Here is a 15,811-nt window from a genome sequence, read left to right on the forward strand (position 1 = left end):
AAAGTCTTGCGGTGATCGATGGTAGGCAGTGGGCAAGCTCTGGCCAACCCATTCGACCAACGATTCACGCACGCTTCGGGCACCGCAGCGTCTCCGCCGGGAGCGGAGGTCAGCCGGTGATGGCCACCGGGGCGTCCCACGCGTCCCGGTCCACGGTGATCGTGTAGCCGCCGCGGGTCTCCTTGCTGTTGACCATGTACTGGTGGGCGCGGCTGTGGCCGGTGTACTGGCTCGCGCCGAACGGCCAGTCCGCGGTCGTGGTGTTCTGCTTGTCCCACAGCGCGTACCAGAGGTTGCCCGGCAGATCGGTCCTGTCCGTGGCGTTGGCGACGGCCTTGGCGCTGGAGCTGGTGAAGCCGTAGTAGCCCGCGCGGTACGTCTTCGCGCGCAGTTCCTTGTCGAAGGCACGCACATAGGTGAGCACGGCGTTGTTGCACGACGTGTTCGTCGTGTCGTACGCCTCCATGTCGAGGTAGATCGGGCTGCCGGCCTTCATACCCAGGGCGGAGGCCTTGGCCACTGCGTCGTCCGCGTCGGTCCTGCCGAGGGAGGCCGCGTTGGTGGCGGTGAGCTTCTCGGGGTTGGCGCCGCTCTGGCAGGGCGGCTGGGCGCCGACGTAGAGCGGGATGAGCTTCCAGCCGACCGCGCTGACGGACTTGACCCAGGAGGCGGTGAGGTTGGGCTGGGCGCAGCCGCGGTTCTTGCCGCCCACGTAGACGGCGGCGGCGCCGTAGAAGCCGTTCGTGTGCCAGGCCTTCATGGCGGCCAGGGAGGGCGCGGCGCAGGTGTCGAAGGCACGGCCGGTGTACGTCCGCTGCGCGGGCCAGGTCGTGGCGGCCATCGACGTCTGCGCGGCGATGCCGGCCCCGGCGACGACGGCGGAACCGGCGACCGCCCATGTCAGGTACCTGCGCTTCTTCGACTGCCGATGGCTGGACATGTCTGGAACCCCACCCCTGTGTGTGCACTGTGCAGCTAAAACGGACGGCAACCTATCGGGTGCGGCGTGATTCTTCGGGAAACAGCGCCCCCGCAAGATCACAAGCTTCCCCCAGGGAACGGCAAAATCTAGCCGCGCACCTGCCCCAGCCACTGCAGCGTCCGCCGGACCTCCGCGGCCAGCGGGTGTCCGGGACCGTGCAGGCGCTCCACGTCCAGCACCAGTCGCGCGAGCGTGTCGTGGGCGGAGGCCCGGTCGCCGAGGGCCAGCAGCAGAAGGCCGATACGGCGGCGGACGTCATGGGCGAGCTGCGGGTCGCCGGAGACGTACTGGTTCTCGTAGTACGGCAGCAGCGCGCGGTACTCCGCGAGCGCCGCCGCCGGTTCGCCGAGCTGCTCCAGGCACTGGGCGGCCTCGTAGCGGAACCGCAGGGACTGCGGGTCGGCCTGACCCGCCTCGGAGGCGCGTTCGTCGGCGAGGCGGCGCAGTTCGGGCAGCGCGCGCCGGTACTGGCCGTCGTCCATGAGCGTGGCCGCGTACTGCTTGCGCAGGGTGCGGACGACCGGGGAGTGCTCGCCGTGCTGCTGGGCCGCGGTGGGCAGGATCGCGCCGAGGATGTCGACGGCCTGGGTGATGCGGCCCTCCCCGAGGAGGCGCTTGACCTCGTCGACGGCGGCGGCGACATCGGGCTTGTCGGGCACGGGCGCCACCGGGGCGGGCTGCGGCGCGGGGGTGCGGGCGCGGTCCGGCCAGGGGGCGTGCGGGCGCAGGAAGGGGCGGGTGGGGTCCAGGGGTGCCCCGGTGGGTATCCCGCGCGCGGGCAGGAGCGGTGCCAGGTTCTCGTACACCTCCTGCGCGGAGGCGGGACGGTGCTGCGGGTCCTTGGCGAGCAGACGCAGTACGAGCGCCTCCAGCGTCTCCGGCACCTCGGGGCGGATCCGGCGCACGGGCAGCGGCGGCTCGTACAGGTGCCGGTGCAGCACCCCGAGCGCCGTGGAGCCGGCGAACGGCACGTCCCCACTGAGCAGTTCGTGCATCAGCACGCCCAGCGCATACAGGTCGGTGTACGGGCCGACCGCGCCGCCCATCGCCTGCTCGGGGGCCATGTAGGCGGGCGAGCCGATGGGCGAGCCGGTGTGGGTCAGACGGGTGGTGTCGGTGTCCATGACGGAGGCGACACCGAGGTCGAGGACGGTGACCGTGCCGTCCTGCTTCACCATCACGTTGCGCGGCTTGAGGTCACGGTGGACGATCGGCACGGCGTGCACGGCACTCAGCACGGCGCACAGCTGCGCGGCGACCGCGACCGCCCACTGCCAGGGGTACGGATCGTGCTCGGCGAGGTGGTCGGAGAGGTCGGCGCCGTCGACGTACTGCATGACGAGGAACAGCTCCTCGCCCTCGCTGCCCGCGTCGTGCACCGTGACCAGACCGGGGTGGTCGACCTGTGCGGTCACCCTGCACTCACGCACGAACCGGCGGCGCAGTTCGTCGGCCTCCTGCCCCGCCACCTTGTCGGGGCGCAGCAGCTTCACCGCCACGCGCCGGTCGAGCCGCTTGTCGTACGCCGTCCAGACCTGGCCCATGCCGCCCTGCCCGATGAGCGTGGACAGTTCGTAGCGGCCGGCGACGACACGTCCTGTCGCCACGCTCACCGTCCGCCCTCGTAGTCGCCCTCGTGATGCCCGTCGTGCTTGCGCAGGTAATCACTGAGCTCGTCCAGCTCGGCGCGCACCTGGTCGATGCGTGCGGGCGCCGGACGCTGCGGCGGGGCCGGTATCGGCGGCTGGGACGGGGGCGTGTGGGCCATCGGGGGCGGGGTGTGCGGGCCGAGCGGGGACTGCGGCGCGGTCGGCGAGCTGGGCACGGTCGTCGCCGTGTACGGAGACGCCGGTTGCGCGTACCCGTACGGCGAGGCCATCGGCTGCTGCGTGCGATAGGCGTCCCGCACCTGCTGGAAGTGCCGTATGTCGGCCGCGAGGTAGTACGCCGTCGCCGCGACGAGGGTGCCCAGGAGCAGGGTGATGCCCACGTAGCCGCCGGTGGTGTGGATCTCGTCGCCGGGCTCGCTGCCCAGCAGCACGATGCTGAGGACGTCGGCCGCGAGGACCGCCACGAACAGGCCCCAGTCCAGCGACTTGCGGGTCACGATGGCCAGGCGCAACATCATCGCCCAGGTCGCGAAGCCGATGCAGGTGAACCCGATCGCCACGAACAGCACACGCAGGAAGATCAGCACCGCGGTGTCCGGCGGCCGCTTCAGCGGCTGTGCGTAGCCGTGGCCCTGCATGGTTGCTCCTGTTGCCCGAATTATGCGCACGTGTCGGTCCGGCGCCGCCCGCTGCGCGGACAACACCGGTCATGCCCTTGTCGCTTCGAGCATATGGCCCGACACGGACAAGCGGTCCGGGTTGTACCGAACCGTTGTCGTGCCGAGCACTTCCCACGACACCGCAGGTACGGACAGGGACACGCGGAGCCGGACGTTCCGGGCGGGAGCGCGGGACGCGGCGCCCCCGGCGGGTCACTCAGGCGCCACCGTGCCGTCGGTCAGGCCGTCGTACATCCCGCGCACGAGCTGGTCCCCGAGCCGGCCCGCGTGCCGGAGCGCCCGCTCGAACTCGTCCAGGGCACGGAAGCGCGCGCCGTAGCGCCGCTGTTCGTCGAGCGGGAGCCGCGGCAGCTGGAGGCGGCGCACATCGAGGCGTGTGGCGGTGGACGCGTAGCTGCTGGCCTGACGGTTGTTGGCGGTACCGCGCAGGAAGCCGGCGAGGAACCACGGGTCGAGCGCCGTGGGATCGGGGCGCAGGAGCACGAGGTTGCGCCCCAGGGCGGCGCCCCCCGTCGCCTCGTCGATCACACGCGCCACCGAGCCGCCGCCGAGCACCGGCACGACGACATCGCCCGGCTCGGTCAGCACGGCCTCCTCGTCGCTCTCGGGGAGCGTCCCGGAGGGCACGGTTCCGGCGAGGACGTCGTGGTCGGTGAGGACGGGCACGCGCGCGTGGCCGCCGTTGCCGCCGGTACGCATCACCAGGGCGCCCCCGCGCGCGAGTTCACCGATGGTGGTGAGCGGCCAGCGCACGGACCGCGCGGAGTCGGCGGGCGGCGGGGTGAGGGCGTTGGTCAGGCGCAGGGTCTCGCCGAGCCGCTCGCGCACGGCCGTGAGCTGCTCCGCGCCGTCGGCCGCGGCGGGCGGCGGGAGATGACGGGCGGGGGCGAGGTCCACGTCGTCGTCGAGGAGCTCGATCACGGGCACCGAACGGGCCAGCCCCGGGCGCTCGTCCAGCCGCCCGGCACGTTCGAAGGCGCGCCAGGCGTCGAGGACGGCGTCCCGCACCGCCTGCCAGTCCGGCCCGCCGCGCCCCTCGCCGGCGAACTGCCCGGTGTCGGCGAGCAGCACCTCGGGCTGCGCGGGCGCCTTCTCCGGGCGGCGCAGCACCCAGACGTGCAGGGGGATGTTGTACGGCGGCGCCGCGCCCACCGGCAGCGCGACGACGGCCCGCAGCGCACCGCGCCGCAGCAGGTCGGCACGGATACGCCGGCCGGAGCGGCGGGAGGCGGCGGCGGGCGGCATGAGCAGCACGGCGGTGCCGCCGTCCCTCAGCCGGGCGAGCGCGTGCTGGACCCAGGCGAGCTCGGACTCGGTGCGCGCCGGGAAGCCGTACTCCCAGCGGGGGTCGTAGGCGAGTTCGTCGTGCCCCCAGTTGCGCTCGTTGAACGGCGGGTGGCACAGCACGGCGTCGGCGTGCAGCTCCGGGTACGCGTCACCGCGCAGGGTGTCGCCGGCGGCGCCGCGCACGGTGGCCCGCGCGTGCAGCGCGAGCCGGAGCGCGGTGAGCGCGGCGAGGTCGGGCGCGCTGTCCTGGGCGTAGAGCTCCTGGCCGGGGCGGGTCTCGACGGCACGCAGCAGGGCGCCGGTGCCGCAGGCGGGGTCGAGCACGGTGCGGGCGGGGCCGGCGAGGTCGGCCATGAGCCGGGCGAGCTCGGCGGGGGTGAGCGTGTACTGGCGGGGGTTGGCGTCCAGGTGCCGCCCCAGCAGGAACTCGAAGGTCTGCCGCGCTCCCGTGTCGGCCGCCAGCTCGGCGGCGCCGCGCAGGAGGGGGACGGAGGGGAGGAGTTGTGGGGCGGTGGGGGTGTGAACAGCGGGGGTGCCGTTCACGGCCGGGGCGGTGTTCACATCGGCTGGAGCGGTGACGGCCGGTGGGGTGTGAACCGCGGCTGACGCGGCTGACGCGGCTGACGTGCTGCCGCGCGGTGGAGTGTGAACCCGGGCCGGGGTGTTCACGGCGTTCGCAGCGCGTGGGGTGTCCGCTGCAGCAGGGGTGTTCACAGCTCCCGGGCCGTGAGCGGCCCCCGGGTGGTGAGCTGCCCCAGACCTGTTCACACCGGTCGGAGTGTTCACGGCCGCCGCCCCGCCGACGGCCTGCCAGCTGTGAACACGGCGACCACGCGCCAGCCCGAACCGTGGCGCGATCACCGCCTCCAGCGCCGCGGGCAGCATCGCGGCCAGCCGCTCGTCGGAGCCGGCACTGATCTCCAGCCAGTCGGTCGGACGTTCATGGATGAGCAGCAGCGCGCAGCCCGCGTGCACCAGGGCGGTGACCGGACCCTCCGGGTGGCCGGCGAGTTGCTGCCAGACGCGTTCACGCAGGGGCACCTCGGCGAGCTTGCCCTGTTTGCGCAGCCACGCCTCGACCTCGGCGAGGGCGAAGGACGGGCTGGTCTCGGTGCCGCCGACCGGTTTCGGGAAGTCGGCGTGCCGGCGGCGCCAGTTGCTGACGGCGGCGCGGCCGACGCCGGCGAGCCGTGCGATTTCCGCGGCGGTCACTTCTGTTGCGTTGTCCTGCACCCGCCCCGCTCCCCTCGTCCATGTGTGACACGAGCATACCGGCGAACATGTGATCCACCCCTTCACGCGCGTGTACTGGACTCGTCGCGTGAATCGTGTTGACTCGGTTCACAGGCTCTGGTCTTATTGACCCAGCGAACGAGTGGCCGCCGGAGGGGGTGAGTCACCGTCTCGGGGAGGGGACAGCCATGGGCATGAAGGGCAAGATCGCGCTGGGCGCCGTCGTGGGGATCGTCGTCATCGGTGCCGTGTCGGCGAACGCCGGCGGCGGAAGCGACGGCGGATCCGACAGCAGCGACAAGGGCTCTTCGACGTCCGCCGAGCACAAGAGCGGCGGCAAGAAGGACTCGGGCAGATCCCAGGCGGCCACGAAGAAGAAGGCCGCGTTCGACGGGGACGGCGACTTCCAGGTCGGTTCGGACGTCAAGCCCGGCACCTACCGCACCAGCGGCAACACCGACGACATGTGCTACTGGGCGCGTGCCAAGGACGCCTCGGGCGAGATGGACTCACTGCTGGCCAACGACAACGTCAGCGGGACCAGTTACGTCACCATCAAGCCCACCGACAAGCTGTTCAAGTCCAGCGGCTGCGAGGACTGGGAGGCCGTCGACCCGAAGGCGAAGGGTTCACGCGCATCGACGATGGACGGCGACGGCGGCATGTTCAAGATCGGCGCCGACATCGCCCCCGGCACCTACAAGTCCACCGGCAACGCCGACGACTCCTGCTACTGGGAGCGCACCAAGGACGCCGAGCACGGCCTCGACTCGATCATCGCGAACAACAACGTCACCGGTACGGCCGTCGTCACCATCAGCTCCTCCGACGCCTACTTCAAGACCGCCGGATGCGGGGACTGGAAGAAGACGGCCTGACCCGGCCGGCCAGTCACACCACCCACGCACACCACCCACTCACCCAACACCGCTCACCCAACACCGCTCACCCAACACCGCTCACCACACTCACCAAGGAACTCCCATGCGTCGCACCGCACTTGCCGCCCTCTGTCTCGCCGCCGCGGCCGCCGCGGGGCTCACCGGCTGTCTGCCGGGGCAGGACAAGGCGGACAGCAAGCCGAAAGGTCCGTTCGCCGGGCTCACCGGCGGTGAGATCGCCGACCGGGCGATGAAGGCCACCACCGGGGCCTCGTCGCTACGGCTCAAGGGCGATGTCGCCGACGACGAGAGCAACGGCACCATCCAGCTCGACATGGCCCTGGACAAGAAGGGCGAATGCGCCGGCACCATGAGCATGGGCGGTCAGGGCAAGGCCGACCTGATCAAGACCGGCGACACCATCTACATGAAGTACGACGAGGCGTTCCTACGCGCCCAGAGCAAGGGCGAGTCCAAGGCCGACACCGACGCGGCCGTGGCGATGCTGGCCGGGAAGTGGACCAAGATGGCCGTGAAGGGCCAGGACGCCAAGGACATCGCGAGCTTCTGCGACCTGGACTCGGTGCTCGGCGGCGCCGCGGACGTCAACTCGGACGCCACCCGGGGCAAGACGACCACCGTTGACGGCACGCCGGCGATCGTCCTGCACGAGAAGGACGGCAAGGACCGGTACACGCTGTACGTCGCCACCGAGGGCAAGCCGTATCTGCTGAAGATCGACAGCACGTCCGCCAAGGACCCGGTGCACCTCACCCTCGGCGACTACAACCAGCCGGTACCGGCGAAGAAGCCCGCCGGCAAGATCCTCGACCTGGACGCGCTGGGCGGCTGAACCGGGATGAACCGCGATGCGGCGCCCCCTCACAGCGGGTGCCGCATCCACATGGGTGCCGCGGTCCTCGGCATGGGTGCCGCGGTCCTCGGCACCGGGAGATCAATGCGCCCGGAAGCGATCCGGTGCCTTCGTCGGGTTGCCTCCCGAAGGGAGGTTCTGGTTCGGGCAGGTCGTGAGGACCTTCTTCATCGCGGTCTTCTCCGCGGCGGTCACCCACAGGTCGTACTTCTTCTTCACTGCCACCTGGGCGGCGACATAGGCACAGCGGTAGGACCGGTTGGGCGGCAGCCAGGTGGCCGTGTCGCCGTCCCCCTTGCTGCGGTTGGTGCTCGCGTCCACGGCCAGGAGGTTGAGCGGATCGTTGGCCAGGGCTATGCGCTTGCTGGGGTCCCAGTACTTGGCGCCCTTCTGCCAGGCGTCCGAGAGGGCGACGACATGGTCGATGTCCACCTGGCTGCGGCCGCGCCGGTAGGTGACGCCCTTGCCGGAGTAGGGGTCGGGGTCCAGCAGGCCGGAGGAGACCTTGCAGGATCCGCCGGTGAACTTCACCTCCTTCAGGTCGCGTTTGAGGATGTCGTCCCGGGTGTCGCAGGAGTTGGAGTCGGTGTCCGCCCAGGCCGTGCCGAACCTGGCGCGGGAGTAACCGGTCTTCGGCGCGCGTCCCTTGACGGTCAGCGAGTCCGCGGCGGCCAGGGCAGCGCCCCCGCCTCCCGACCGTTCGGGTCCGGAGGACCCCTCGGTCCGCTCTGCCGTGCAGCCGGCCACGGCGAACATCATGACGACAGCGGTGACTGCCCCGCCCCTCAGACGCATCACTGCGCGCCCTCCCCTTGCCTCCCCTGTACCGCCTCCACGCGGGCGGACTGGTCCTCCCCACGGTAGCCGTCGGGAGGTCGCGGGTGGACGGGAGCCCGAGGGGGGCTGGGTGCACGTCGGCGTACGGCCGGTCTCAGCAAACGCGGCCCGGTGCGGCGGTGAGCGGGAGGGGCGCGGTCACGAACCCAGGATCGATGCCAGGAACTCCCCCACCCAGCCCAGCAACTCCCGTCCGACCAACGGCTTTCCGCCGACCTTCGCGGTCTTCGGGCGCGGTACCAGCACCTGGTGCACCGCCGGCTTGATGACGGTGCCCGGGTACAGGCGCTTGACCCGCAGTTCCTGCGACTCCCGCAGCTCCACGGGCGCGAAGCGGATGTTGGTGCCCTGCAGCACGATCTCGCCGACGCCGCACGCGCGCGCGAGCATGCGCAGGCCCGCCACCAGGAGCAGGTTCTCCACCGGCTCGGGCAACTTGCCGTAGCGGTCGACGAGTTCCTCCCGTACGGCCTTGATGTCCCCCTCGGTGTTGGCCGAGGCGATGGCCCGGTACGCCTGGAGGCGGAGCCGCTCGCCGGGGGCGTAGTCGTGCGGGACGTGCGCGTCGACGGGCAGCTCGATCTTGACTTCGAGCGGCGGCTCCTCCTCGATCTCGCCGGTCTCCAGCTGCCGCCGGTAGTCCGCGACCGCCTCGCCGACCATGCGCACGTACAGGTCGAAGCCGACGCCCGCGATGTGTCCGGACTGTTCGCCGCCGAGCAGGTTGCCCGCTCCGCGGATCTCCAGGTCCTTCATCGCCACGTACATGCCCGCGCCCATCTCCGTGTGCTGGGCGATGGTCGCGAGCCGCTCGTGGGCGGTCTCGGTCAGGGGCTTCTCCGGCGGGTACAGGAAGTAGGCGTAGCCGCGCTCGCGGCCCCGGCCGACGCGGCCGCGCAGCTGGTGCAGCTGCGAGAGGCCGAAGGTGTCGCCGCGCTCGACGATCAGGGTGTTGGCGTTGGAGATGTCGATGCCGGACTCGACGATCGTGGTCGACACCAGGACGTCGAACTTCTTCTCCCAGAAGTCGACGACGACCTGTTCCAGCGCGGACTCCGACATCTGGCCGTGGGCGGTGGCGATGCGCGCCTCGGGGACGATCTCACGCAGCCGGGCGGCCGCGCGGTCGATCGACTCGACCCGGTTGTGGATGTAGAAGACCTGGCCCTCGCGCAGCAGTTCGCGGCGCAGGGCCGCGCCGATCTGCTTCTCCTCGTACGGCCCGACGAAGGTGAGCACCGGGTGGCGCTCCTCCGGAGGGGTGGTGATCGTCGACATCTCGCGGATGCCGGTGACCGCCATCTCCAGGGTCCTGGGGATCGGGGTCGCGGACATGGTCAGGACGTCGACGTTCGCGCGGAGCTTCTTCAGCTGCTCCTTGTGCTCGACGCCGAAGCGCTGCTCCTCGTCGACGATGACCAGGCCGAGGTCCTTGAACTTGGTCTCCGAGGAGAACAGGCGGTGGGTGCCGATGACGATGTCGACGGCGCCGTCCTGTAGGCCCTCCAGGACCGCCTTGGCCTCGGTGTCGGTCTGGAAGCGGGACAGCGCGCGCACGTTCACCGGGAACTGCGAGTACCGCTCGCTGAACGTCCCGAAGTGCTGCTGCACCAGCAGGGTGGTCGGGACGAGGACCGCGACCTGCTTGCCGTCCTGCACCGCCTTGAAGGCGGCCCGCACCGCGATCTCCGTCTTGCCGTAGCCGACGTCGCCGCAGATCAGCCGGTCCATCGGGACCGACTTCTCCATGTCCTCCTTGACCTCGGCGATCGTCGTCAGCTGGTCGGGGGTCTCGGCGTACGGGAAGGCGTCCTCCAGCTCCCGCTGCCAGGGGGTGTCCGTGCCGAAGGCGTGTCCCGGGGCCGCCATCCGCGCGCTGTACAGCTTGATCAGGTCGGCGGCGATCTCCTTGACGGCCTTCTTCGCGCGCGCCTTGGTCTTCGTCCAGTCCGCGCCGCCGAGGCGGTGCAGGGTGGGTGCCTCGCCGCCGACGTACTTGGTGATCTGCTCCAGCTGGTCGGTGGGGATGTACAGGCGGTCGCCGGGCTGTCCGCGCTTGGCGGGGGCGTACTCGACGACGAGGTACTCGCGGGTGGCGCCCTGGACGGTGCGCTGCACCATCTCGACGTAGCGGCCGACGCCGTGCTGCTCGTGGACGATGTAGTCGCCCGGCTCCAGGGTCAGCGGGTCGATGGTCTTGCGGCGGCGCGCGGGCATACGGGCGCCGTCCCGGCCGGCCGCCTTCTGGCCCGTCAGGTCGGTCTCCGTCAGAACGGCGAGTCCGAGCGCCGGGTCGACGAAGCCGTAGTCGATCGAGCCGCAGGAGACGTGGACGACCGAGGGGGTGAGCTCGGCGAGGTCCGTGTCGAGGCGGGCGGCGATGCCCTCGCCGCCGAGCACCTCGACCGTACGGGCCGCGGGTCCGTGGCCCTCGGTCACGAAGACGGTGCGCCAGCCGTCGGCGAGCCAGCCCTTGGTGTCGGCGAGGGCACGCGCGGTGTCGCCGCGGTAGGTCTCGGGCGCGTGCATGCCGAGCTTGAGGGTGTCCCCCGCCGCGTCAGCGGCATATGTGTCCGTCAGTTCCTCGTCTGCGGCGAACGGCGACACCGACCACCACATCATGTCCAGCTCGCGCGCGCGGTCGCGGACGTCGGCGATGGACCACAGGGAGGCCGCGCCGACGTCGATGGGCGCCTCGCCGCCGCCGGCGGTGGCCGCCCAGGAGGCCTGCAGGAACTCCTGGCTCGTCGCGACCAGGTCCGCGGCACGCGTGCGTACCCGCTCCGGGTCGCACACCACGGCCATCGCTCCCCTGGGCAGCACGTCCAGGAGCAGCTCCATGTCGTCGACCAGGACCGGGGCCAGCGACTCCATGCCCTCGACCGCGATGCCCTCGGCGATCCTGCCGAGCAGTTCGCCCAGCTCCGGGTGCTGTTCGGCGAGGGCACGCGCGCGTGTACGGACGTCTTCCGTCAGCAGGAGCTCACGGCAGGGCGGCGCCCACAGACCGTGCTCGGCGACCTCCAGGGAGCGCTGGTCGGCGACCTTGAAGTAGCGGATCTCCTCGACGTCGTCGCCCCAGAACTCGATGCGCAGGGGGTGTTCCTCGGTGGGCGGGAACACGTCGAGGATGCCGCCGCGTACGGCGAACTCGCCGCGCTTCTCGACCAGCTCGACACGGGAGTACGCGGCGGCGGCGAGGGCTTCGACGATCTCGTTCAGGTCGGCGGTCTGCCCGGTCCTCAGGGCCACCGGCTCCAGGTCGCCCAGGCCCTTGACCTGCGGCTGGAGCACGGAGCGTACGGGCGCCACGACGACGGAGACCGGGCCGGTCTCGGGGTCGTCGGGCCTCGGGTGGGCGAGGCGGCGCAGTACGGCGAGGCGGCGGCCGACGGTGTCGCTGCGGGGGCTGAGCCGCTCGTGCGGGAGGGTCTCCCAGGAGGGGTACTCGACGACGCCCTCGGGGGGCAGCAGGGAGCGCAGGGCGGCGGCCAGGTCCTCGGCCTCGCGTCCCGTCGCGGTCACCGCCAGCACCGGGCGGGCGGCCTCGCGGGCCAGGGCTGCGATGGCGAAGGGGCGGGCCGCCGAGGGGCCGACCAGGTCGATGTGCATCCGGTTGCCGTCCTCGGCCGCCTTGATCGCTTCCGCGAGGGCGGCGTCCTTGACGACGGCGTCGAGCAGACCGTGCAGGCTCATGGAGGGGCTTCCGTCCGAGGGTGGGCAACACGAAGGACCCGACTCGTCCGACGGCCGGGGGGTCTCCAGCGTACGACGCCGCGCTCGCCGGTGCGGGGGCCTGTGGACAACCCCGGCCTCATGGCCGGCCTGCGCCTACCCACCACCCGACTCGGTCGGCCGAGAAGTGGACCGACAAAATCCCGGTGCCGGGAAGTCCCCCAAGACTCCCCGGCACCGGGTCTTCCCCCGCAACCCCCGTGTGCGGTGGTCGTGGCGACGGCTTCGCCTGCGCGGCTAGTCCGTCGCGATCGCGTTCAGCACGTTCATCCGCCCCGCCCTGAACGCCGGGACCAGTGCCGCGAACAGGCCCACGAAGGCCGAGCCGATGAAGACTCCGATGATCGTCGGCCAGGGGATCTCCAGGACGTTCAGACCCTCCAGGGCGAGGAGCTTCTGGGCGGTCGCTCCCCAGCCCATGCCCAGGCCGAGGCCGAGCAGGGCGCCGAAGAGGGCGATGACCACCGACTCCAGGCGGATCATGCGGCGCAGCTGGCGGCGGGAGAGGCCGATGGCCCGCATCAGGCCGATCTCCCTCGTCCGCTCGACCACCGACAGCGCCAGGGTGTTCACCACACCGAGGACGGCGACGATGATCGCCAGGGCGAGCAGGCCGTAGACCATGTTCAGGAGCTGGCCGACCTGGTCCTTCAGTTCCTTCTTGTAGTCGGTCTGGTCCCTGACGTCGTACTGCGGCCACTTCTTCAGGGACGTCTTCAGGGCCGCGTACGCCTGCTTCTCCTGGCCTTCCCCGGCCTTGGCGAACATCATCACGTTCGGCGGGATCTGGCTCTTCGGGACGTACTTCGCCATGGTCGCGATGCTCATGTAGCGCGCGCCCTTGTCGAGCGCGGTGTCGTCGTCCGTGATGGCGGCGACCTTGAGCCTGGCCGTACGACCGTGCTTGAAGGCGACCGTGATGGTGTCGCCGACGTGCACGCCGTGCTTCTTGGCGTAGTCGGAGCCGACCGCCATGGCGTCCTTGCCGTAGGCGTTCGTCAGGGTGCCCTCGGTGGTGGTGCGGCGCAGGTCACCGGAGTACGAGGGGTCCGCGGCCGTCACACCCTTGTCGTCGGTCTTGCCGTCGGGCGAGGTCAGCGTGGCCTCGATCTCCTTGTAGCTGGTGACATGGGCCAGGCCCGGCGTCCGCTCCATCGCCCGCTGGGCCTGCGGGACGATCCGCTGGTGGCCGGTGACGATGAAGTCCGCGCCGACCGACTTGTCGAGCTCGCTGGTGGCGGAGGCGACCATGGAGGAGCCGACCACCGACAGGCAGGCGACCAGTGCGAGGCCGATCATCAGGGCGGCGCCGGTGGCCCCCGTACGGCGCGGGTTGCGCAGGGCGTTGCGCTCGGCCATCCGGCCGACCGGGCCGAAGGCCCGCAGCAGCACCGCGCTGATCACCCGGACCACCCCGCCCGCGAGGAGCGGGCCGATGACGACGAAGCCGATCAGGGACAGGACGATGCCCGCGCCGAGGACGAGCGAGCCGTCGCCGGCCTTCTTCGCCGAGGCGGCGGCGAACAGCGCGGCCGCGCCGGCGCCGGTGAGGACCAGGCCGATCAGGCCCCGGATCCATCCCGCCCTGGCGTCCGCCGGCGTGCCGGCGTCGCGCAGCGCGGCCATCGGGGAGACCTTGCCGGCGCGGCGGGCGGGCAGATAGGCGGCGAGGACGGTGACGATCACGCCGAGGATCAGGCCCACCACGGGGGTGGTCGTCTTGATCGTCAGGTCCCGGGTCGACAGGTCCATGCCCATCGAGCCCATGAGCTTCATCAGGCCGACGGCGATGCCGACACCGGCGCCGACACCGAGGATCGAGCCGACGAAGCCGAGCAGCAGCGCCTCGACCAGCACCGACCGGTTGACCTGCTTGCGGGAGGAGCCGATCGCCCGCATCAGGCCGATCTCGCGGGTGCGCTGGGCGACCAGCATCGAGAAGGTGTTGATGATCAGGAAGATGCCCACCAGGAACGCGATGCCGGCGAAGCCGAGCATGGCGTACTTGATGACGTTCATGAACTCGCCGACGCCCTTGCGGTTCTCGTCGGCGTTCTCCTTGGCGGTCTGGTACTTGTACGTCGCCGCGCCGACCGTCCGCGCGACGTTGTGCTTGAGCCGCGCGTCGGAGACGCCGGCCGCGGCGGTGACGTTGATCTGGGTGAACCGGTCGGTGGCGCCGAGCAGTTCGCGCTGGGCGGTGGCGGTGTCGAAGTAGACGACGGCGGCACCGGGGTTGGTCACCTTGAAGGTGGCGATGCCGACGATCCGGGCCGTGAAGTCGCCGGTCTGCGCGATGGTGCGCAGTTCGTCGCCCATCTTGAGGTGGTGCTTGTCGGCTGTGTCGGCGTCGACCATCACCTCGGTCGGCCCGCTCGGGGCGTGCCCGGAGGTGATCTCCATGGACCGAAGGTCGTTCCTGGTCCAGTTGCCGGCGATGGTGGGCGCGCCGGTGCTGGAGCCCATGTTGTCGTTGTCGCTGTTGACGACGGTGACGTTCATGGAGCTGACCGCGCCCTCGGCCGACTTGACGCCGTCGGCCGTCCTGGCCTTCGCCACGGCGGACGCGGGCAGCGACAGCGGCACGCCGTTCTGCGGGGTTTCGTCGTTCGACGCGCCCTTGGGCGAGACCGTGACGTCGGAGGCGGTCACCGAGAACAGTTTGTCGAACGTCGTGTTCATGGTGTCGGTGAACACCAGCGTGCCGCACACGAACGCCACCGACAGCAGCACCGCGATCGCCGACAGCGCCATGCGTCCCTTGTGCGCGAAGAAGTTGCGCATCGAGGTCTTCAGGACGGTCATGACGTACGTCCCCGGGCGTCGAAGTCCTTCATGCGGTCCAGGACCTGGTCGGCCGTCGGCTGGAACATCTCGTCGACGATCCGGCCGTCGGCGAGGTACAGCACCCGGTCCGCGTAGGAGGCGGCCACCGGGTCGTGGGTGACCATCACGATGGTCTGGCCCAGCTCGTCCACCGAGCGGCGCAGGAAGCCCAGCACCTCGGCGCCCGCGCGCGAGTCGAGGTTTCCGGTCGGCTCGTCACCGAAGATGATCTCCGGGCGGGCGGCCAGGGCACGGGCCACGGCGACGCGCTGCTGCTGGCCTCCGGAGAGCTGGGACGGCCGGTGCTTGAGCCGCTCGGCCAGGCCCACCGTCTCCACGACCCGGTCCAGCCAGGCCTTGTCCGGCTTGCGGCCGGCTATGTCCATGGGCAGGGTGATGTTCTCCAGCGCGTTCAGCGTCGGCAGCAGGTTGAACGCCTGGAAGATGAACCCGATCCGGTCCCGGCGCAGCTGTGTGAGCTTCTTGTCCTTCAGACCGGTGATCTCGGTCTCGTCCAGATAGATCTGGCCGCTCGTCACGGTGTCGAGTCCGGCGAGGCAGTGCATCAGGGTGGACTTGCCGGACCCCGAGGGGCCCATGATCGCGGTGAACTGGCCGCGGGCGATGTCCACGTCGACGTGGTCGAGGGCGACGACACGGGTCTCCCCCGACCCGTACGCCTTGACGACCTGCCGGGCCCGCGCGGCAACGGCCGTAGGCCCTCCAGTGCCCCCGTGCCTGGGAATGGTCACAGCCGATGTCACGGTAAGTCTCCTATGTCGGTTGACAGATGAGCGGCGCTCGGTGCCGCACCGGTCGGTCGAAGTGGTACGCGATGAGTCTCGCGGGTGGTGTGGGTGCCGCGC

At 71.0% G+C, this 15,811-nt stretch carries 10 protein-coding genes; 2 read left to right on the forward strand and 8 right to left on the reverse strand.

The features are described from left to right. Positions 1-109 precede the first annotated feature (109 nt). The 4 genes from AB0I54_RS34950 to AB0I54_RS34965 form a co-directional block, all read right to left on the reverse strand. Entirely contained in the window at positions 110-940 is an 831-nt protein-coding gene (locus AB0I54_RS34950; protein ID WP_363300270.1) for a glycoside hydrolase domain-containing protein, read from the reverse strand. Between the two features lie 128 nt (positions 941-1,068). After that, a complete protein-coding gene (locus tag AB0I54_RS34955) occupies positions 1,069-2,553 on the reverse strand; it encodes a protein kinase (protein WP_363300325.1) in 1,485 nt (494 codons plus the stop codon). A gap of 38 nt (positions 2,554-2,591) precedes the next feature. Further along, positions 2,592-3,230 (reverse strand): hypothetical protein, encoded by a 639-nt coding sequence (locus AB0I54_RS34960; protein WP_363300271.1) that lies wholly within the window; start codon positions 3,228-3,230, stop codon positions 2,592-2,594. Between the two features lie 234 nt (positions 3,231-3,464). Then, positions 3,465-5,792: an N-6 DNA methylase gene (locus AB0I54_RS34965; RefSeq protein WP_363300272.1), complete on the reverse strand. Its 2,328-nt coding sequence runs from the start codon at positions 5,790-5,792 to the stop codon at positions 3,465-3,467. Between the two features lie 188 nt (positions 5,793-5,980). Between AB0I54_RS34965 and AB0I54_RS34970 the strand changes: the two genes are divergently transcribed. Both AB0I54_RS34970 and AB0I54_RS34975 read left to right on the forward strand, forming a co-directional pair. Beyond that, complete coding sequence (locus AB0I54_RS34970; protein ID WP_363300273.1) at positions 5,981-6,670, forward strand: hypothetical protein; 690 nt, start codon at positions 5,981-5,983, stop codon at positions 6,668-6,670. Between the two features lie 106 nt (positions 6,671-6,776). Next, on the forward strand, positions 6,777-7,526 hold the full coding sequence (locus AB0I54_RS34975) for a hypothetical protein (RefSeq protein WP_363300274.1): 750 nt from the start codon (positions 6,777-6,779) through the stop codon (positions 7,524-7,526). Between the two features lie 102 nt (positions 7,527-7,628). On the opposite strand, the gene AB0I54_RS34980 is transcribed toward AB0I54_RS34975, so the two are convergent. The 4 genes from AB0I54_RS34980 to AB0I54_RS34995 all read right to left on the reverse strand — a co-directional run bounded on the left by AB0I54_RS34980 (position 7,629) and on the right by AB0I54_RS34995 (position 15,709). Then, complete coding sequence (locus AB0I54_RS34980; protein ID WP_363300326.1) at positions 7,629-8,342, reverse strand: HNH endonuclease family protein; 714 nt, start codon at positions 8,340-8,342, stop codon at positions 7,629-7,631. A gap of 180 nt (positions 8,343-8,522) precedes the next feature. Further along, the gene (mfd, locus tag AB0I54_RS34985) at positions 8,523-12,080 is read right to left on the reverse strand and encodes a transcription-repair coupling factor (RefSeq protein WP_363300275.1); all 3,558 of its coding nucleotides are present in this window, start codon (positions 12,078-12,080) and stop codon (positions 8,523-8,525) included. A gap of 276 nt (positions 12,081-12,356) precedes the next feature. Beyond that, positions 12,357-14,924, reverse strand: coding sequence for an FtsX-like permease family protein (locus AB0I54_RS34990; protein WP_363300276.1), 2,568 nt, complete (start codon positions 14,922-14,924; stop codon positions 12,357-12,359). Then, positions 14,921-15,709: an ABC transporter ATP-binding protein gene (locus tag AB0I54_RS34995; protein ID WP_363300277.1), complete on the reverse strand. Its 789-nt coding sequence runs from the start codon at positions 15,707-15,709 to the stop codon at positions 14,921-14,923. Before AB0I54_RS34995 ends, AB0I54_RS34990 begins: the two co-directional genes overlap by 4 nt. Positions 15,710-15,811: the final 102 nt, after the last annotated feature.

Origin of the sequence: Streptomyces sp. NPDC050625, assembly GCF_040654755.1 — a bacterium.
Lineage (GTDB): Bacteria > Actinomycetota > Actinomycetes > Streptomycetales > Streptomycetaceae > Streptomyces.

Coding starts and splice junctions, on each gene's coding strand:
- AB0I54_RS34975 (WP_363300274.1), top strand. CDS start 6,777: ATGCGTCGCACCGCACTTGCCGCCCTCTGTCTCGCCGCCGCGGCCGCC.
- AB0I54_RS34990 (WP_363300276.1), bottom strand. CDS start 14,924: ATGACCGTCCTGAAGACCTCGATGCGCAACTTCTTCGCGCACAAGGGA.
- AB0I54_RS34980 (WP_363300326.1), bottom strand. CDS start 8,342: ATGCGTCTGAGGGGCGGGGCAGTCACCGCTGTCGTCATGATGTTCGCC.
- AB0I54_RS34970 (WP_363300273.1), top strand. CDS start 5,981: ATGGGCATGAAGGGCAAGATCGCGCTGGGCGCCGTCGTGGGGATCGTC.
- AB0I54_RS34950 (WP_363300270.1), bottom strand. CDS start 940: ATGTCCAGCCATCGGCAGTCGAAGAAGCGCAGGTACCTGACATGGGCG.
- AB0I54_RS34960 (WP_363300271.1), bottom strand. CDS start 3,230: ATGCAGGGCCACGGCTACGCACAGCCGCTGAAGCGGCCGCCGGACACC.
- mfd (WP_363300275.1), bottom strand. CDS start 12,080: ATGAGCCTGCACGGTCTGCTCGACGCCGTCGTCAAGGACGCCGCCCTC.